Annotated in this window: 15 protein-coding genes; 6 read left to right on the top strand and 9 right to left on the bottom strand. The window is 71.9% G+C overall.

Annotated features, from left to right (window positions below; translation table 11 throughout):
* Positions 1-99 precede the first annotated feature (99 nt).
* The 3 genes from ACF07B_RS19825 to ACF07B_RS19815 are packed head-to-tail and all read left to right on the top strand — an operon-like array spanning position 100 to position 3,805.
* Complete coding sequence (locus ACF07B_RS19825) at positions 100-1,122, top strand: carbohydrate ABC transporter permease (protein ID WP_392179822.1); 1,023 nt, start codon at positions 100-102, stop codon at positions 1,120-1,122.
* Positions 1,119-1,940: a carbohydrate ABC transporter permease gene (locus ACF07B_RS19820; protein ID WP_392179821.1), complete on the top strand. Its 822-nt coding sequence runs from the start codon at positions 1,119-1,121 to the stop codon at positions 1,938-1,940. The genes ACF07B_RS19825 and ACF07B_RS19820 overlap by 4 nt, the downstream gene beginning before the upstream one ends.
* A gap of 38 nt (positions 1,941-1,978) precedes the next feature.
* Entirely contained in the window at positions 1,979-3,805 is a 1,827-nt protein-coding gene (locus tag ACF07B_RS19815) for an RICIN domain-containing protein (RefSeq protein WP_392179820.1), read from the top strand.
* Between the two features lie 158 nt (positions 3,806-3,963).
* Here the strand turns inward: ACF07B_RS19815 and ACF07B_RS19810 are convergent, their stop codons facing one another.
* Positions 3,964-5,247, bottom strand: coding sequence for an adenylosuccinate synthase (locus ACF07B_RS19810; RefSeq protein ID WP_326786530.1), 1,284 nt, complete (start codon positions 5,245-5,247; stop codon positions 3,964-3,966).
* A gap of 200 nt (positions 5,248-5,447) precedes the next feature.
* Here ACF07B_RS19810 and ACF07B_RS19805 point away from each other — a divergent pair, with 200 nt between their 5' ends.
* Entirely contained in the window at positions 5,448-6,329 is an 882-nt protein-coding gene (locus ACF07B_RS19805; protein WP_392179819.1) for a diacylglycerol kinase family protein, read from the top strand.
* Between the two features lie 22 nt (positions 6,330-6,351).
* Here ACF07B_RS19805 and ACF07B_RS19800 read toward each other — a convergent pair whose 3' ends face one another.
* The gene (locus tag ACF07B_RS19800) at positions 6,352-6,852 is read right to left on the bottom strand and encodes a GbsR/MarR family transcriptional regulator (protein ID WP_369481035.1); all 501 of its coding nucleotides are present in this window, start codon (positions 6,850-6,852) and stop codon (positions 6,352-6,354) included.
* A gap of 102 nt (positions 6,853-6,954) precedes the next feature.
* Between ACF07B_RS19800 and ACF07B_RS19795 the strand changes: the two genes are divergently transcribed.
* Positions 6,955-7,950 (top strand): ATP-binding cassette domain-containing protein, encoded by a 996-nt coding sequence (locus ACF07B_RS19795; RefSeq protein ID WP_392179818.1) that lies wholly within the window; start codon positions 6,955-6,957, stop codon positions 7,948-7,950.
* Positions 7,947-9,560 (top strand): ABC transporter permease, encoded by a 1,614-nt coding sequence (locus ACF07B_RS19790; RefSeq protein ID WP_392179817.1) that lies wholly within the window; start codon positions 7,947-7,949, stop codon positions 9,558-9,560. Before ACF07B_RS19795 ends, ACF07B_RS19790 begins: the two co-directional genes overlap by 4 nt.
* Positions 9,561-9,622: 62 nt before the next feature.
* Here the strand turns inward: ACF07B_RS19790 and ACF07B_RS19785 are convergent, their stop codons facing one another.
* The 7 genes from ACF07B_RS19785 to ACF07B_RS19755 form a co-directional block, all read right to left on the bottom strand.
* Positions 9,623-10,843, bottom strand: coding sequence for a cytochrome P450 (locus ACF07B_RS19785; protein WP_392179816.1), 1,221 nt, complete (start codon positions 10,841-10,843; stop codon positions 9,623-9,625).
* A gap of 69 nt (positions 10,844-10,912) precedes the next feature.
* The gene (locus tag ACF07B_RS19780; protein ID WP_392179815.1) at positions 10,913-11,596 is read right to left on the bottom strand and encodes a response regulator; all 684 of its coding nucleotides are present in this window, start codon (positions 11,594-11,596) and stop codon (positions 10,913-10,915) included.
* A complete protein-coding gene (locus tag ACF07B_RS19775) occupies positions 11,593-12,951 on the bottom strand; it encodes a sensor histidine kinase (protein ID WP_392179814.1) in 1,359 nt (452 codons plus the stop codon). Before ACF07B_RS19775 ends, ACF07B_RS19780 begins: the two co-directional genes overlap by 4 nt.
* Before the next feature lie 266 nt (positions 12,952-13,217).
* The gene (locus ACF07B_RS19770) at positions 13,218-13,898 is read right to left on the bottom strand and encodes a response regulator (protein ID WP_392179813.1); all 681 of its coding nucleotides are present in this window, start codon (positions 13,896-13,898) and stop codon (positions 13,218-13,220) included.
* A gap of 25 nt (positions 13,899-13,923) precedes the next feature.
* A complete protein-coding gene (locus ACF07B_RS19765; protein WP_392179812.1) occupies positions 13,924-15,273 on the bottom strand; it encodes a sensor histidine kinase in 1,350 nt (449 codons plus the stop codon).
* 370 nt (positions 15,274-15,643) lie between these two features.
* Positions 15,644-16,921: an acyltransferase gene (locus ACF07B_RS19760; RefSeq protein WP_392179811.1), complete on the bottom strand. Its 1,278-nt coding sequence runs from the start codon at positions 16,919-16,921 to the stop codon at positions 15,644-15,646.
* Positions 16,914-17,966, bottom strand: a complete 1,053-nt coding sequence (locus tag ACF07B_RS19755) for an alpha/beta hydrolase (RefSeq protein WP_392179810.1) — start codon at positions 17,964-17,966, stop codon at positions 16,914-16,916. Before ACF07B_RS19755 ends, ACF07B_RS19760 begins: the two co-directional genes overlap by 8 nt.
* Between the last annotated feature and the right edge of the window lie 463 nt (positions 17,967-18,429).

Below are 18,429 nucleotides of genomic sequence, written 5' to 3'. Positions count from 1 at the left end.
CCGGGGCTGATACGTCCCCGGCCGGGGCTGAAATCCGGACCGGCCACCACGACGCACCCGCACCCGGGATCCGACGCGAGGGGCCGCGCCGGTACATCGATGCCCGTCGCCACCGACGCCCACCCCTCACCCAACGGCGACGGGCTGATGCACCGGCACGGCCCCGCCCCACAACACACCCGCACGCACCGCACCGCACCGCACCCGGAAAACCGCAGAGGCCTCCGCATGCTCACCCACCACCACCGCCGGAGCCGGCTGACGGCGCTGGCCTTCCTCGCCCCGCTGGCCGCCTACCTCGCCGCGTTCTACGCCTATCCCCTCTACCGCAACCTCGACCTGAGCCTGCGCGACTACACGGTCAGGTCCTTCGTCGCGGGCGACGCCCCCTTCACCGGCTGGGACAACTTCCGCACGGTCCTGGACGACCCGTCCTTCGCCCCGGCGATGCGGCACACCATGATCTTCACCTTCGCCTCCATCGCCGTCCAGTACGCCGCCGGACTGGCCCTCGCCGTCTTCTTCAACCGCCGTTTCCCGCTGGCGCCCACCCTGCGGGCACTGTTCCTGATCCCCTGGCTGCTGCCGCTGATCGTGTCGGCGTCGACCTGGTCCTGGATGTTCAACAGCGAGTCCGGCGTGGTGAATTACGCCCTGCATCTGATCGGCGTCGACCCCGTCGGCTGGCTCACCTCACCGCACTGGGCGCTGACCTCGGTCATCGTCGCCAACATCTGGATCGGCATCCCCTTCAACCTGGTCATCCTGTACAGCGGCCTCCAGAACATCCCCGCCGAGCTCTACGAGGCCGCCGCCCTGGACGGAGCGGGCACCTGGCAGCAGTTCCGCCGCGTCACGTTCCCGCTGCTGCGCCCGGTCTCGGCGATCACGCTGCTACTCGGTCTCGTCTACACCCTCAAGGTCTTCGACCTGATATGGATCATGACCAAGGGCGGCCCCGGCGACTCCTCGTCCACCCTGGCGACCTGGTCCTACCAGCTCGGATTCGGCACCCTGCTGCCCAAGTTCGGCCCCGGCGCCGCCGTCGGCAACATCCTGATCGTCATCGCCCTCGCCTTCGGGCTGCTGCACATCCGCGTCCAGAGGAGGCAGGAGCCGTGAAGTCCCGTACGACCGGCCGCCGTCACACCGTGATCGGCGTCGCCCTCACCGCTCTCATGCTCTTCCCGGTGTACTGGATGCTGAACGTGTCCCTCACCCCGCAGCGGGACATGCGCAAGAGCCCGCCCGGCCTGTTCCCGCTGCACCCCACGTTCGAGGGCTACCGAGCCGTCCTGAACGACCAGTTGCCCTACCTGGGCACCAGCCTGCTCATCGGCCTCGGCACGGTCGCCCTCACGCTGGCACTCGCGGCACCGGCGGGCTACTCCCTCGCCCGGCTGCGCCCGCCCGGCGCGGGCCCGCTCAGACTCGCGCTCCTGGTCGCCCAGATGATCCCGGGGATCGTCATGGCGATGGGCTTCTACGGGTTCTTCCTCGACCTCGGACTGATCGACTCCTGGTGGGGCCTGATCGTCGCGGACTCCACCATCTCCGTGCCGTTCGGCGTCATGATCTTCGCCGCCTTCATGGCGGGCATCCCCGGCGAACTCATCTCCGCGGCCCGGATCGACGGCGCGGGCACCTGGCGGATCTTCCGCTCCGTCGTCCTTCCGGTGAGCCGCAACGCGATCGTCACGGTCTCGCTCTTCGCCTTCCTGTGGGCCTGGTCCGACTTCGTCTTCGCCAACACCCTCGACGGCGGCGGCGACATGCGCCCCATCACCCTCGGCATCTACCACTACATCGGCAACAACAACCAGGAATGGAACGCGATCATGGCCACCGCCGTCGTCGCGTCGGTCCCCGCCACTGTCCTGCTCGTCCTAGCACAACGTTATGTGGCCGCGGGTGTGACCGCGGGCGCCGTGAAGGACTGAGCAGGCGTTCCCCGCTCCCACCTCCAGGAGGCTCCACCATGAGCCGCACGAGCCGCTCAGGCCGCACGACCCGGACGTTACGCATCATCCCGACAGCCACCCCCACCGCCGTACCGCCCCCGACCGCTGGACACCGCCGCGCCCGCGCCTTGGCCACCCTGGGCGCCGTCGCCCTGGCCACCACCGCCCTGCTCGCCGCGCCCCCCGCCCAGGCCGCCCCCACCGCGGCCACGACCCTGATCGTCAACGCCGACCAGACCCTCCGCTCCGTGACCCACGCGGCGAGCGGCAGCCTGTACGGCCTCGCCGACGCGAGCACCCCGGCCGACAGCCTGGTCACCCCGCTCAAGCCGAACACCTTCGTGCAGATGGCGCCCGGTGGTTCCCAGCTCCCCAACGGCGAACCCGCTCCCGGGGGCGACGCTCTGAAGGTGGCCTCCAAGGCCGCGCGGGCCGGCGCCGGGGTCGTCGTCCGGATGCCCGACTGGTACCCGAACTTCCCCTACAAGTGGGTGAGCTGGAGCAACTGGCTGTCCGCCGTGGACACCCAGATCGCGTCGGTCAAGGCCTCCTCCGCCACGAACATCCGCGCCTACGAGCTGTGGAACGAACCCGACTGGACCTGGGACACCGCGAACGCCGGTACGTTCGAGGCCGGTTGGACGCGCACCTTCAAGGAGGTCCGCGCCAAGGACACCACCACGCCGATCCAGGGGCCCAGTCATTCGGCGTGGAACCAGAGCTGGATGAGCACGTTCCTCACCACCGCCAAGGCCGCCGGCACCGTCCCCGACATCATCGCCTGGCACGAACTCCAGGGCTCCCAGGACATCGCGGCGCACATCGCGGCGTACCGCGCCCTGGAGAGCGGCCTCGGCATCAGCCCGCGCCCGATCTCCATCGAGGAGTACGGCACGCCGGCCGAGATGGGCATACCGGGTTCACTCGTCGGCTATGTCGCCAAGTTCGAGCGGACGGGTGTCCGGGACGCCGAGCTCGCCTTCTGGAACCACTACGGCACCCTCGGCGACACCCTCACCGACACCGGGGGATCGCCCAACGGCTCGTACTGGCTCTACAGGTGGTACGGCGACATGTCGGGCAGCATGGTCCCCACGACACCCCCGGCCCAGACGGGCATCGACGGGGCCGCGTCCCGCACCGGGGACGGCCGGCAGATCAGTGTCGTCTTCGGCGGCGGCACGGGCTCGACGGCCGTGACGGTCAAGGGCCTGGGCTCGCTGTCCGCGTTCGGCTCCACGGTGCACGCCAAGCTGGAGTACACCCCGTCCAAGGGCCGCACCACGGCCGTGGCGGCCCCGTACACGATCTCGGAGGCCGACTACCCCGTCTCGAACGGGTCCGTCACCGTGCCCGTGGCCATGAACGCCGCGGACGGCTACCACCTGGTCATCACCCCCAGCGGCAGCTCCACCTCGCTCGCCGGGACCTACCAGATCACCAACAGGAACAGCTCCCTCGCCCTGGACACCCAGAGCGCGGGCACGGCCCAGGGCACGGCGGTCGTCCAGGCCACGTCCTCCACCGGGGCCGGGCAGTCGTGGACCCTCTCCTCGGCCGGATCCGGCCTCTACAAGATCACCAACAAGGCGAGCGGCCTGCTGCTCGGCATCACGAACGCGAGCACGGCGGCCGGCGGCACCGCCCTGATCTGGGCGGACAACGGCACGGCCGACCACCTCTGGCAGCTGATCCCGGCCGGTGACGGCTCCTACAAGATCGCCAACTACAACAGCGGTCTGCTGCTCGGCGTGAACGGCATGAGCACCTCCACCGGCGCCCAGGTCCTCCAGTGGGACGACAACGGCACCGCCGACCACCTGTGGAGACTGACCTCGCGCTGAGGCCGGCTCCCCAGGTACGGGTACGCCCCCGGATGTCGGCCGGGGGCGCACTCGTGGAACGAACCGTTCTCGCTCAGTGCCGGATCCTCCGCGCCGGAGGTTCCGTACTACCGGAGGTTCCGTACTACCGGATGCTCCGTACTACCGGATGCTCCGTACTAGATGAACGAGTTGATCTCGATCGTCTCGGTGCGGCCCGGTCCGACGCCGATCGCGGAGATCGGGGCGCCCGACATCTCCTCCAGCGCCTTCACGTAGTCCTGCGCGTTCTTCGGGAGATCCGCGAAGGTCTTCGCCTTGGTGATGTCCTCCGACCAGCCGGGGAGGGTCTCGTAGATCGGCTTCGCGTGGTGGAAGTCGGTCTGGGAGTACGGGAGTTCCTCGACGCGCTTGCCGTCGATCTCGTACGCCACGCAGACCGGGATCTCCTCCCAGCCGGTCAGGACGTCCAGCTTGGTGAGGAAGAAGTCGGTCAGACCGTTCACGCGGGTCGCGTAGCGGGCGATGACCGCGTCGAACCAGCCGCAGCGCCGGTCACGGCCGGTCGTCACACCGCGCTCGTGGCCGATGCGCCGCAGCGCCTCGCCGTCCGCGTCGAAGAGCTCGGTCGGGAACGGACCCGAGCCGACCCGGGTGGTGTACGCCTTGAGGATGCCGATGACCCGGCTGATCTTGGTCGGGCCGACACCGGCACCCGTGCAGGCGCCGCCCGCGGTCGGGTTCGACGACGTCACGAACGGATACGTGCCGTGGTCGATGTCCAGGAGCGTGCCCTGGCCACCCTCGAAGAGCACGACCTTGTCCTGCTCCAGCGCCTGGTTGAGGATCAGGACGGTGTCCGCGACGTACGGCTTGAGCCGGTCCGCGTAGCCCAGCAGCTCCTCGACGACCTGGCTAGCCTCGATGGCGCGGCGGTTGTAGAGCTTGGTGAGCAGCTGGTTCTTGACCTCCAGCGCCGCCTCGACCTTCTGGACGAGGATCGACTCGTCGTAGAGGTCCTGGACGCGGATGCCCACACGGTTGATCTTGTCCGCGTAGGTCGGGCCGATCCCGCGCCCGGTGGTGCCGATCTTCCGCTTTCCGAGGAAGCGTTCCGTCACCTTGTCGACAGTGACGTTGTAAGGCGTGATGATGTGAGCGTTTCCGCTGATCAGCAGCTTGGAGGTGTCGACGCCGCGCTCGTTCAGTCCGTTCAGCTCGGAGAACAGGACGGACGGGTCCACGACGACTCCGTTGCCGATCACCGGAGTGCACTCCGGCGTGAGGATTCCGGAAGGGAGGAGGTGGAGAGCGTATTTCTGGTCGCCCACGACTACCGTATGGCCGGCGTTGTTGCCGCCCTGATAGCGCACCACATAGTCCACGGATCCACCGAGCAGATCGGTGGCCTTTCCCTTGCCTTCGTCACCCCACTGAGCACCGAGCAGCACAAGTGCGGGCACAGGCGTACACCCCTTCCGGGCGGGGCATGTCCAAGGTCGGGGACGTACGTGGCCGGTTGTGGCTACGGCTGCGTACACCGGCGACCACCATTGGCCGCGACCGTCGGACCGGATGCCCCGGAATAGACGAAGCCCCTGGCGCAAAGGCGCAAGGGGCTCTTGCAGAAAGATGCTACCCGAGGAAGCGAGGCAGGACCGAGGTGGCGGCTTCCGACCAGCTCCTGGTGGTCATCGACCCGGTCGCCCGACGGACGGACGGCGAGTCCGTCCGGATCGCGAAAGACGTGCTCAGCGCGGGTGCGGCGACGAAGGTGTGCCTCCCGGAGGGGCCCGAGGAATTCGCTCGGGCGCTGATCCGCCGGGGTGCGCGCCGACCCGTCGTCATCGGCGACGACGGCGCCCTTCTGCGGGCGGTGTCCCTTTTGCACCGGCGGCGGGAACTCGCCGGGTGCGCGCTGTCCTTCGTGCCCGTGGGCGGTGCGCTGTCGCTGTCCCGTTCGCTCGGGGTGCCGATGGGGACGGTCGCGGCGGCCAGGGCGGTCCTCGACGGGGCCGAACGACGGCTCGACCTGCTCGTGGACGACAGTGACGGTGTGGTGCTCGGCGCGCTGCGCATCCCCTCGCTGCCCTCCCGGCCCACCGCTCCGGTGCCGGCGGGAGCGCCCGGGGAGGACGTCGGCGCGCATCCGTGGCTGCGCACCTGCCAGTCCTTGGTACGGACCCTCGCCTCCCGGCCGTCCCGGCTCGCCTCCGCGCCGGCGACGGGGCCCTCCCGGCTGCGGATCGAGGTCGACGGGGTGTGCGTGGTGGACCTGGACCAGCCCGTGGAAACCGTGTCCGTGACACCGGGGGGCTCGGGCACCGGTGCCGAGATCGAGGTCCGCGGGGTGTCCGTGGGGACCGGGTCCGCGCCCCTGCGGCTGCTGGGCCACAAGGTCACCGTCTCCGGCGCCGACTTCCGCTACGGCGCGGACTCGGTGGTGAGCGGCCCCGTGCGGACCCGGACGTGGACGGTACGGGAGTCCGCCTGGGGCCTGACCCTGCCGTCCACACCCGCCCCGATCCTGCCGGTCACCCCCTGACGGAACGGGGAGCGCCCGGTGGTCAGGCGTTGTCGCCGAACAGCGTCTCGCGGTGGGCGCGCCAGCGTTCCATCATCGCGGCGATCTCACCGTCGATGAACTCGAAGAACGCGAGGGTCTCGGAGAGCCGCCGCCCGGCGGGGGTCGTGGAACCGAGGGAGTCGACACCGGCCCGCAGGGCGAGTTCCCAGCGCTTGAGCACCGCGTCCCGGTTGGTCAGCGCCTCGTACCACTGGTTGCTGTGCACGCGGTACCGCTCGCGCCGTGAGCCCGGCTCACGCTCGCGCGAGACCATGTGCTGCTGCGCGAGATAGCGCACCGCGCCGGAGACGGCGGCCGGGCTGACCTGGAGCTGTTCGCCGAGTTCGGCGGAGCTCATGGCACCGGAGTCGGAGGCCAGCAGGGCGGCGAAGACGCGGGCGGGCATCCGCTGCATGCCGGCCTCGACGAGCTGGGCCGCGAAGCCCTCGACGAACTGCGAGACCGCCTCCGGATCCCGCCGCGCCGCACTCGGTTCCGCCATCTGTCGATCATCTCCCCTGCTCACGCGTCGACGTCGAGTGTAGCCAGGATTTATACGTTTCCTTAACTTCACAAATTTCTGAAAGAAGCGTACGTTCGGGCCATGACGAAGGCAATCAGCGTCGCCGGACTGCACAAGTCGTTCGGCAGGACGCACGCACTGGACGGCCTGGACCTGGAGGCCGAGGCCGGTGAGGTGCACGGCTTCCTCGGCCCCAACGGCTCCGGGAAGTCCACCACCATCCGGGTCCTGCTCGGCCTGCTGCGCGCCGACTCCGGGACGGCCCGGATGCTGGACATGGACCCGTGGGCGGACGCCGTCGAACTGCACCGCCGGGTCGCCTACGTCCCCGGAGACGTCACCCTGTGGCGCAACCTCTCGGGCGGTGAGGTCATCGATCTCTACGGGCGGCTGCACGACGGGGGCCGCTCCCGGCGCGGCGGACCGGGCGGCGGGCGGACCGGCGGCCTCGACCCGGCGCGGCGCGCCGAACTGATCGAGCGCTTCGAACTCGACCCCACCAAGAAGGGGCGCACCTACTCGAAGGGCAACCGCCAGAAGGTCGCCCTCGTCGCCGCCTTCGCCTCCGACGTCGACGTGCTCATCCTGGACGAGCCGACCTCCGGCCTCGACCCGCTGATGGAAGAGGTCTTCCAGAAGTGCGTCCGGGAGGAACGCGACCGGGGCCGCACGATCCTGCTGTCCTCGCACATCCTGAGCGAGGTCGAGGAACTCTGCGACCGCGTCAGCATCATCCGCAAGGGCCGGACCGTCGAGAGCGGCTCCCTCGCCGACCTGCGCCACCTCACCCGCACCAGCGTCACCGCCGAACTCACCGGACCGCCCGACGGACTGGCGTCCCTGCCCGGAGTCCACGAACTGGACGTCCAGGACACCGGGGTCCGGCAGGACGGCGTCCGCTGCCGGGTCAGGTTCCACGTCGACGGCGACAGACTCAACGCCGTCCTGCGGTCCCTGACCGACTCCGGCGTACGGTCCCTGACCTCGACCCCGCCGACCCTGGAGGAGCTGTTCCTGCGGCACTACCAGGACGACGTACCGGCCGACGGATCCGGGGAAGGGGCGATGGCCCGATGACCGCCACGACCGCCGGCACCTTCGCCGCACGCGTCGGCGGCTCCCGCCCCCTGGCCGGCACCGGAACCCTGCTGCGCTTCGCGCTGCGCCGCGACCGCGTGATGATGCCGCTGTGGATCGGCGTGACCGCTCTGACGGTGCTCTCCCTGCCGGCCTCGCTGAAGACCGTCTACAGCACCCCCGCCGAACGCGCCTCCCTGGCCGGGCAGATGCTCACCAACAGCTCCCTGCGCGCCATGTACGGGCCGGTGTTCAGCGACTCGCTCGGCGGACTCACCGCCTGGCGCATCGGCGCCTACGCCGGCGTCCTCGCCGCCGTCATGAGCCTGGTCGTCGTCGTCCGGCACACCCGGGAGGAGGAGGAGAGCGGACGCCAGGAACTCGTCTCCGCCGCGATGGTCGGGCGGCGGGCACCGCTGACCGCCGCCCTGCTCGCGGCGCTCGTCGCCAACGGCGTCCTCGCCCTCCTCATCACGGTCGGCCTCGCCGGACAGGGCGGTGCCGGGGCCCTGGCACTGGGGCTCGCGATCGGCGCGACCGGGATGGTCTTCGCGACCATGGCCGCGATCGTCGCCCAGGTGACGGAGAGCGCGCGGCTGGCCAAGGGACTGACGGGCGGGCTGATCGGCGCCGCCTTCGTCCTCAGGGCGGCGGGCGACTCCGCGACCGACGACGGCTCGTCGGCGCTGACCTGGATCTCACCGGTGGGCTGGCTGGAGAACGTCCGCGCCTTCGCGGACGAACGCTGGTGGGTCCTGCCGCTGTTCGCCGCCGCCGTCGCCGTCCAGGGCGCCGCGGCCTACGCGCTCGCCGGGCGGCGCGACGTGGGCATGAGCTTCCTGCCCACCCGGCCGGGACCCGCGACCGGACGCCTCGGCACGGCCGGGGCGCTGGCCTGGCGTCTCCAGCGCGGCGCGGTGCTCGGCTGGAGTCTCGGTTTCCTCGCGGCGGGCGCCGCGTTCGGCGGCATCACGAAGGGGGCCGCGGACCTGGTCGGCGAGAACGCCAAGACCCGCGAGATCATCGAGCGGATGGGCGGGCAGGCCGGGATCACCGACGCGTTCCTCGCCGCCATGGTGAACATGCTGGGCATGGTCGCCGCGCTCTACATCGTCGCCTCCGTACTGCGGCTGCACGGCGAGGAGACCTCGCAGCGCGCCGAACCCCTGCTCGCCGCCGCCGTCGGGCGGCTGCGCTGGGCCGGCGGACACCTCGTCCTCGCCTTCGGCGGCACGGTCCTCATCATGCTGCTCGGCGGGCTCGGCCTCGCTCTCGGCTACGGCGCCGGGCTCGGCGCCATCCTCGGCGCCTGCCTGGTCCAGGTCCCGGCGGTCTGGACCCTGGGCGGCCTCGCCGTCCTGCTGTACGGCCTCTCCCCCCGGATCGCCCCCGGTGCCTGGGCCGCGGCGGGCCTCGCCCTCCTCCTCGGCTGGATCGGCCCCGCCCTGAAGATCCCGCAGGCCGTCATGGACCTCTCGCCGTTCGGCCACCTGCCGAAACTGCCGGGCGGGGACATGGCCTGGACACCGGTCCTCGCCCTCACCGCGATCGCGGCGACCCTGACCGCGGCGGGACTGGTGTCCCTGCGCCGCCGCGACCTGGCGGCCTGAGAGGTCCGGCGGCGCGACCTGCCGGGGCGGGTCGCGCCGCCGGACGGGAGCGGTGAGGGAGGTCAGACCTCCACCGGCAGGCTCTCCAGTCCGCGGATCACGAAGTTCGGCTTGCGGACCGGCTCCTGGGCGAGCCGGAGACCGGGGGCCTTGGTCAGGAGCGCGCTCATGGACGCGGCCAGTTCGAGCCGGGCGAGCGGCGCGCCGATGCAGTAGTGGATACCCGCGCTGAAGGAGATGTGCGGGTTCTCCGCCCGGGACAGGTCCAGCGTCTCCGGGTCCGCGAACACCTCGGCGTCACGGTTCGCGGAACCGAAGAGCATCGCGATCTCCGCACCGCGCGGAACCGTCGTACCGTCGATCTCGATGTCGTCCAGCACCCACCGCTCGAACAGCTGGAGCGGCGTGTCGTAGCGCATCAGCTCCTCCACCGCCGTCGGGATCAGCGAGTGGTCCGCCCGCAGCGTCTCCAACTGCCCGGGATGCCGGAACAGGGTCCACCAGCCGGTCACCGTCGAGTTGACCGTCGCCTCGTGCCCGGCGTTCAGCAGCAGCACACAGGTGGAGATCATCTCCTGCTCGGTGAGCCGGTCACCCTCGTCGTACGCCGCGATGAGCCCCGAGATCAGATCGTCCCCGGGCTCCTTGCGGCGGGCCTCGATCAGCCCCCGCAGGTACTCGGTGAACTCCACCGACGCCCGCACCGCCCTCCGCGCCACCTCCTCGGACGGGTTCAGTTCGTACATCCCGCAGATGTCCGCCGACCAGGGCCGCAACGGCGCCCGTTCGGACTCCGGGACACCCAGCATCTCCGCGATCACCGACACCGGCAGCGGCTCCGCCACATCGGTCAGCAGGTCCCCGCCGCCCGCCTGAACCAGCCGGTCCACCAGCTCAGCCGCCAGCCCCTCCACGTACGGCTTCAGCCGCTCGACCGTGCGGGGCGTGAACGCCTTCGACACCAGCCGCCGGATCCGCGTGTGGTCCGGAGGCTCCAGGTCGAGCATCCCGTGGTCGTTGAGCACATGGAACGGCTCGTGCTCCGGCGGCGGTGCCGTCCGCCCGAAGTCCTCATGCGTGAAACGGTGCTGATACGTCCGGCCCAGCCGGCGGTCCCGCAGCAGGGCCGACACGTCCGCGTGGTGCGGCACCAGCCACTGGTTCGTCGGCTCGTAGTAGTGCACCCGGCCCCGCGCACGCAGTTCCTCGTACGCCGGGTAGGGGTCCGCCACGAAGGCCGGATCCCACGGGTCGAAGGCCCGCGAACTCTCCAAAGCTGCCATGAACGGACGCTAGCCCGCCCCACCCCCCGCTGACCAGGGCCGACCCCGCTCCGCGGACGCCGGCCGCCGTCATCTGGGGGTGACCAGGCGGGCCTCGTAGGCGAACACCGCGGCCTGTGTCCGGTCCCGCAGGCCCAGTTTCACCAGGATGCGGCTCACATGGGTCTTGATCGTCGACTCCGCGACGACGAGCCGCTCGGCGATCTCCGCGTTCGACAGCCCCTGCGCGATCAGCACCAGCACCTCCGTCTCCCGGTCGGTGAGATCCCCGTACGCCCCGGGTGCCGTCGCCGACAGCCGGGGCTCCTCCGCGAGCTTGGAGAACTCCGTGATCAGCCGCTTGGTGACCGAGGGGGCGAGCAGCGCCTCCCCCGCCGACACGACCCTCACCCCGTCGGCGAGCTGGCGGGCCGAGGCGTCCTTGAGCAGGAAACCGGACGCCCCCGCGCGCAACGCCTGGTACACGTACTCGTCGAGATCGAACGTCGTCAGCACCAGCACCTTCGCGGCACCGTCCGCGGCGACGATCTCCCGGGTCGCGTCGATGCCGTTCATCTCCGGCATGCGGATGTCCATCAGCACGACGTCGGGCTGGAGTTCACGGACCCGCTCGACCGCCTCCCGGCCGTTGACCGCCTCCCCGACCACCTCGATGTCCGGCATCGCGCCGAGCAGCACGGAGAAGCCCTCGCGGACCATCATCTGGTCGTCGGCGATCAGCACGCGGATCGCGCGACCCGTACCGCCCGTCATCCGCTCTCCTCCCCCGACGGCACCGGCAGGAACACCGCCACCTCGTACCCTCCGTCGTCCATGGCGCCCGTCGTCATCTCTCCGTCCAGCATCGTGACCCGCTCGCGCATGCCCGTGATGCCGTGCCCCGCGCCGTGTGTGGACTTCTCCAGGTTCGTCACCGGCGCGGGGCCGTTGACTATGCGCAGGCCGAGGCCGCCGAGGACATAACCGATCTCGACGCGGGCCGACGCTCCCGGCGCGTGCCGCAGGGTGTTGCTGAGGGCCTCCTGGACTATCCGGTACGCCGACAGTTCGACGCCCTGCGGAAGTTCGCGCACCGCGCCGGTGACCGTCTTCTCCACGGTCAGACCCGCTTCCCGCACGTTGGCGAGGAGCCCGTCCAGATCGGCGAGGGTGGGCTGCGGCGCGTCCGGCGCCTCGTAGTCCTCGGCCCTGACCACGCCCAGCACCCGGCGCAGTTCGGTGAGCGCCGCCACCGCGTTCTCCCGGATCGTGACGAACGCCTGCTCCAGCTCCGGGGGCGGGTTCTCCACCCGGTAGGGCGCCGCCTCCGCCTGGATGGCGACGACCGACATGTGGTGCGCGACCACGTCGTGCAGTTCGCGGGCGATCGTCGTGCGCTCTTCGAGCAGTGTGCGCCGGGACCGCTCCTGGGCCGTCTCCGACTGGTGGGCCGTCACCTCCTGCTCGGCCTCCCTGCGGATGTTCAGGACCGTGACGATCAGCAGGGCGAGGGCCGAGACGAAGAGGAGGGGGAACGTGTCGGTGCTGTAGCCCCCGCCGAAGAACGTCTCGGCCATGAGGCCGTAAGCCGCCGTCAGCAGCCACATCCAGGCCGCGACGCGAGGGCGCGACCGCAGGGCGACGACCGTCAGTACGGTGACATGCGCCAGGAAACTGCCGGGCGCCCACGGCCAGTCGCCCCATGCGCCGTCGAACACGGCGACGACCGGGACCGCCGCGATCGAGAACCAGAAGGCGCCGATCGGACGGACGAGGGTCGCCAGGACCGGGAGCAGGGCGAGGAGCCCGCACAGCAGGGACACGACCGAGCCGTCGCCGGGGCCGCCGGCGCTGGTGGAGCCCGCGGCCATGGCCAGCAGGCCCGCCGCGGCCACCGTCGCGTGCGGGGTCCAGGCCGCGTACGCGCGCAGGTTTCCCGGGAGGCGGCGGGTGATGGGGCCGTCCGTGCGCATGCGGCGAAGCGGGCGGTAGGCGAAGGCGTCGTGGAACATGTCCTGCCGCAGGCCGCGCACGGCGTCCGCGGCGAGGCGGTACTCCGGGCTGCGGGGCTTGGCCCCGGCACCACCGGAGGGCGGGGACGCGGTCTGCGTCTGGGTCGTCTCGGTCACGTTCGAAACGGTAGGGCCCGGTGGGGGGCGGGGTCGTCACCTGCGAGGAGGGTCCTTGGGAGTCCGTCTCAGGTACTACGGGTAGGGCCGGGTTCGCTCGCGCTCACGTGGCCGGCGGCCGGTTTCCTTGTGGGACGGGGCCCTGGACGGGGTTCGGGGCGGGATCCGCGACCGGGTCCGGTCGGAGTCCCACAGGAGCGGACGGGCAGGACGGAGGGGGCGGGAGGAGGCTGGGGGGCCGGTCTTCGGCCGGGCGGGGGTGAAGGTCAGTAGCCGGTGGGGCGGACCAGCCCCGACTCGTAGGCGAACACCGCCGCCTGGGTGCGGTCGCGCAGGCCCAGCTTGACGAGGATGCGGCCGACGTGGGTCTTCACCGTCTGCTCGGCCACCACCAGACGCTGGGCGATCTCTGCGTTGGAGAGGCCCTGGGCGATATGGGCCAGGACCTCGGTCTCGCGTTCGGTGAGGTCACCCACGCGTTGCTTGAGGGGAGCGCGCGGGGCGGTGTCGAGACGGGAGAACTCGGCGATGAGGCGGCGGGTGATGCCGGGAGCGAGGAGGGCGTCGCCGGCGGCGACCACACGGACCGCCTCGGCGAGTTGATCGGCCGAGGCGTCCTTGAGGAGGAAGCCGGAGGCGCCGGCACGGAGAGCTTCGTAGACGTACTCGTCGAGGTCGAACGTGGTGAGCACCAGGACCTTGATGTGCGGGGTGTCCGTCGTGATGCGGCGGGTCGCCTCGATGCCGCCGAGTTCGGGCATGCGGATGTCCATCAGGACGACGTCCGGCGCGAGTTCGGCGACCTGGCGGACCGCGTCGAGACCGTCGACCGCCTGGCCGATCACCTCGATGCCCGGGTTCGCGTTGAGCAGCACGGTGAATCCCTGGCGGACCATCTGCTGGTCGTCGGCGATCAGAACGCGGATGGTGCCGCTCACAGTCGTCATGGCGTCTCTTCTCCTGGGAGTCCGGTCACGGTGTCGTCGTCCGGGCGACGTCGTCGGTGGGCGCGCCGCCGTTGCCCGGGAGGAAGGCCGCCACCGCGAAGCCTCCGCAGGACGTCTCCGAGGTCACGAGAGTGCCACCCAGCATCGCGACGCGCTCACGCATACCGAGCAGTCCGTGCCCCGCGCCCGGGGACGGCGGGGCGGGAAACGCGGGCCGTGAGTTGACGACTCTCACCTGAAGGCCCCGCGGGAAGTGCCAGAGCTCCACCTTGACCGCCGAACCCGGCGCGTGGCGCAGGGCGTTGCTCAGCGCCTCCTGGATGATCCGGTACGCCGACAGCTCCACGCCCGGGGCCAGGGGGAGCTGCTCCCCGGCGATCTCCGTGGTCACGTCCAGTCCCGCGGCGCGCGTGTTCTCGACCAGGTCGTCGAGCCGGTCCAGCGTCGGCTGCGGGGCGTCCGGCGCCACGCCCGCGCTCGCACCGAGGCCGTACGGGTCCTCCGGATTCTCCGAACGCAGCACTCCGAGCACCCGGCGCAGCTCGGTCAGCGCCTCCAGGGCGTTCTGCCGGATGCCTTCGAGGTTCTCCCTCAGCTCGTCCGTCGGATTCTCCACCAGGTGCGGGGCGACCTGCGCCTGAATGGAGATCACCGACATGTGGTGGGCGACCACGTCGTGGAGCTCGCGCGCGATACGGCTGCGCTCCTCCAGAACCGTGCGGCGGGCGCGCTCCTCCTCGGTCAGCGAGGCCTGCTCGACCAGTTGGCTGCGCGCCTCGCGGCGGCCGCGCAGTGCGGTGCCGAGCAGGACGACGACGGCGAAGACGATCACCGCCATCGTTCCCGTCGGGTGGTACGACGGGCCCACGGGCATGCCCGTCGGGTCGTACGACGGGCCGACGAGCATGCCCGTCCGCGGGTACGACGGACCGCCGGCCAGGCCCTGCAGCCCATAGGTGGCCAGGCAGGTCAGCGACAGCGCGCCGACCGCGACGCGGGTGGGCGTCCGCAGGGCCAGCAGGAAGAGCACGACGGCCTGCGCCGTGATCGCGGGCCCGCTCCAGGGCCAGTCCGGTCCCGGGCCCGCTCCCGGGAAGCCCGACGCCAGGTCCGCACGGGCCGCTCCGGCGGCGACCACGGCCGCGCCCAGCGACAGCCACCAGGCCGGAACAGGGCGCCACAGCGCGAGCGCGACCGCCGCACCCAGCGCGAACCCGCACACCGTGCCCAGCGGGAAACCCAGTCGGTAACCGCCGCTCAGCTCGTCCATGGCCGCCAGCCCGAGCCCGAAGGCGATCAGGCACACCACGACATGCGGCAGTCGGCGCAGCCGACGGGGCCGGGACAACGGCGGCAGCGGCGCGGCCGCCGGCACCGCCAGTTCGGCCAGGATCCCGTGCAGGAAGGGGAGAGAGGTCTGAGCGACGGTCCGCGCGAGGGTCCGGACCCGGAGGGCGCGGATCGCGTGGACGGCGCGCGTCCGGCGGGAGGTCCGGGGAGCGCGGAGGGCGGGGTCGACGGGCGGGGCCGGCGAGGTGGCGAGCCCGGGGGGCGCGGGCGCGGGCTCGGGCGCGGATGAGAGTGAGGGCGTGGGTGAGAGTGAGGGCGTGGGTGAGAGTGAGGGCGTGGGTGAGAGTGAGGGCAAGGGCAAGGGCAAGGGCAAGGGTGAGGGTGAGGGCATGTCAGAACGCCCTGTGGACTCGTGGTCCCGGGGGCTGTGCTCCTCGCTGGTCACGCCGTCAACCCTAGGCATGAGGTGCCGCCTTGGGCGTGGCCGGGCCGGGACCGCGGCGCACGCGGTGGACCCGGACGACCCTGGAAGGACCGCCGGTGGGGCGGCGGGGTCCACGCTCGTGGGCGCCGAAGGCGAACCAGCACAGGGTGAGGGCACCGACGAAGACGGGCAGCCAGGCGACTCTCGCGGCCACCCAGACCAGGGAATCGGGGGTGGTGTGCAGGCCGGGGAGCCGGCCCGCGAGCAGGCCCAGGGCGGTCACCACCATCAGGGACGTCTGGTGCCAGAGGAATATCGTCATCGCGGAGAGGTTGGCCAGAGCCGTGCCGGCCCAGAGCAGCGGGCGCCGCATCACCCGGCGCAGCGGCTCGCGCAGCAGCAGGGCGAGTCCGCACTGGGCCAGCCCGAACGTGACCGCGGCCAGTGTCGGCGGGTCCAGATTGGAGACGGCGGCCCCCGGTATGCCGACCATGGACGCCGGATAGCCGGCCCACGTCACCAGCACCACCGTCGCCGACGCGCCCCCGCCGAGCAGCACCCATCCCGCGCGCCGTCCCTCCAGCTCACCACGGGTCCAGGCCGCGCCCAGGGTGTACGGCACCAGCCAGCCCGCCGCGAGGTTCACCCAGCCGAGCCATGCCGGGCCGCCGAGACCGAAACGGATGACGTCGACATGGAGGACGACGGCCAGCGGCCACAGCGGGCTGAGACGGGTCAACAGCGGTGTCGCCGCCGTCAGCCCGGCGAACACGACCAGGAACCAGAGCGGGGACAGGGCCAGCTTCACCAGCGTGCGCACCGTGCCGAAGTCCGCGCCGGAGACGAGCAGACAGGCGGTCGCCACCGTCCAGAGCGTCAGCACCGCCGCCACCGGCCTCAGCAGGCGGACCGCACGGGCGCGCAGCCACGGCCCGTACGTCGTGCCGCGCGCCCGCGCCGACGCGTAGCTCCTCGTCGCCACATGACCGCCCACCAGGAAGAACACGGCGAGCGTCTGGAAGACCCAGGAGACCGGGGTCAGCCACGGCATGTGCTGTAAGGGACTCGCGGTCCGCAGCGCGCCGCCGTCCGCGACGAGCGCCGTCACCAGCCAGTGGCCCAGGACCACGCCCAGGATCGCGAGGGCGCGCAGGGCGTCCACGGAACGGTCCCGTTCGGAGGGGGTGGCCAGGTCGATGCGGCGGATCGCGGTCCGCACACCGGTCAGGGTGCTCCTGCCGGTCGCGGCGGTGCCGCCCCTCAGGGTGTCGCTGCCCGTCAGGGCGTTCGTGCCGGTCAGGTCACGCACGGGGCACCTCCGAGGTGTCGCCGAGGACGATGCGGGTGAGGTTGGCCAGGGAGACCGAGCCCGGCGCGAAGTAGTCGCTGTGGCCGGCGCTGCCCGCCCGGAAGACCCGTGCGCCGAAGGACGGGGACACCGGATCGGGGCCGAAGCCGACGGTCGTGCCGAAAAGGCCGACGCTCGTGTGCGGGACGCCGGAGATCCAGTCGGCGGAGCCGCGGGCCGCCCAGACGCGGGCGGGGGTGCGCAGCGCGGCGGCCGAGGACGCGCCGGTGCCCGGACTGCCGATGACGACGATGTCGCTCACGTCCAGGCCCGGGGCGGTCCGGCCGCACACCACCGTGCCGTACGAGTGGCAGAGCAGAGAGAGGTGCGCCGACCGGCCGACCACACCGCGCAGCCGGTGCAGGAACCCTCTCAGCAGCGGGGCCGCCTGCTCGGCGCGGTCAGGCGTCATGACCGTGGTGCTCACCGTGCCCGGCGTCTCGTACCCGAGCCAGGCGACGACGGCACCGCGCGGGCCGAGCCGGTCGTGCAGGGCGAGGGCGCCGGCGCGGAAACGGCCGTACGTCTCCAGCGTGGTGTCCGAGCCCGGGACCAGGACGGCCACGCGGTCGGCGTGGGCGAGGTCGCCGAAGACCTCGACGGCCCGGCCGGAACCCCGGCCGTCGAAGGAGAGGAAGCGGCGGGAGGGCGCGGCCATCCCACGGTCGGCGGCGGCCCGGGCGCGGTCGCCGTGGTCCGCGGCCATCCGGGCCGCCTCCGCGGCGTCCGCCCGGTTCGCCGCGTACACCTGGTCCAGGGTCGACGCCGTCAGCGCCGGGAGGACCGCGGGTGGCGGCGCGGGGATCTCCGGGCGGGCGGCGCCGGACAAGGGGACGACGACCGCGGCCGTGACGAGCGCGGCGAGCAGCGTGCGGCGCAGCCGCCGACTCGGCCGCCTGCCCGGGCTCCGCGGCCGTCGCCGCCGCCCGGCGAGCCGGCCTCCGGGCCGGGGGCGAGGGCCCTCGGGACCGGTCCGGACTTCGGCCGGCGAGAGCGGGACCTCCACGGGCGGAGCCGAGAACGGGGCCTCGACAAGCACCCGCGTGGCCCCGACAAGCGGAGCCGAGGGCGGGCGCCCGGCGTGTGGGTGCGCGACCTCGGCCGCCGTGAGCGGAACGTCGACTCGGGGGCGACGGGCCTCGGTGGGCGGCTGTGGGGGCTCCGGCCGTGCGGGAGGTGACGGTGGTCGTGAGGGGGCAGCGTCCCCCCTGACGATCGGCCTCGTCCGGAAATCCATCGTGTCCGTCCCTCCCCGTGCGCCCGTTCGTCGGGCGCCACTGGAAGGAAAATTACGGACCGTCACCCGTCGCCCGCGTCCCGCTGTGGGCCCCATCCGGGAGGTAGCTCTCAGGTACTACGGGTATGACCAGGGCTCGATGAGGGCGAGTCAACCTCCCTCATCCGCCGACCTCTTGGGAGGGGGGAGGATCGTTCGGCGGCGACCTCGGGGGCGGGGCCGGGCGCCGGAA

The sequence above is a fragment of the Streptomyces sp. NPDC015532 genome (genome assembly GCF_043078065.1).
Lineage (GTDB): Bacteria > Actinomycetota > Actinomycetes > Streptomycetales > Streptomycetaceae > Streptomyces.
The sequence above is the reverse complement of the archived record's forward strand: the minus strand, read 5'-3'. Positions and strand labels throughout refer to the sequence as shown.

What these genes read in the sequence shown, in the direction of transcription:
- ACF07B_RS19825 (WP_392179822.1), top strand. Translation starts at nt 100, where the DNA reads ATGCCCGTCGCCACCGACGCCCACCCCTCACCCAACGGCGACGGGCTG.
- ACF07B_RS19815 (WP_392179820.1), top strand. Translation starts at nt 1,979, where the DNA reads ATGAGCCGCACGAGCCGCTCAGGCCGCACGACCCGGACGTTACGCATC.
- ACF07B_RS19800 (WP_369481035.1), bottom strand. Translation starts at nt 6,852, where the DNA reads ATGGCGGAACCGAGTGCGGCGCGGCGGGATCCGGAGGCGGTCTCGCAG.
- ACF07B_RS19795 (WP_392179818.1), top strand. Translation starts at nt 6,955, where the DNA reads ATGACGAAGGCAATCAGCGTCGCCGGACTGCACAAGTCGTTCGGCAGG.
- ACF07B_RS19790 (WP_392179817.1), top strand. Translation starts at nt 7,947, where the DNA reads ATGACCGCCACGACCGCCGGCACCTTCGCCGCACGCGTCGGCGGCTCC.
- ACF07B_RS19785 (WP_392179816.1), bottom strand. Translation starts at nt 10,843, where the DNA reads ATGGCAGCTTTGGAGAGTTCGCGGGCCTTCGACCCGTGGGATCCGGCC.
- ACF07B_RS19780 (WP_392179815.1), bottom strand. Translation starts at nt 11,596, where the DNA reads ATGACGGGCGGTACGGGTCGCGCGATCCGCGTGCTGATCGCCGACGAC.
- ACF07B_RS19770 (WP_392179813.1), bottom strand. Translation starts at nt 13,898, where the DNA reads ATGACGACTGTGAGCGGCACCATCCGCGTTCTGATCGCCGACGACCAG.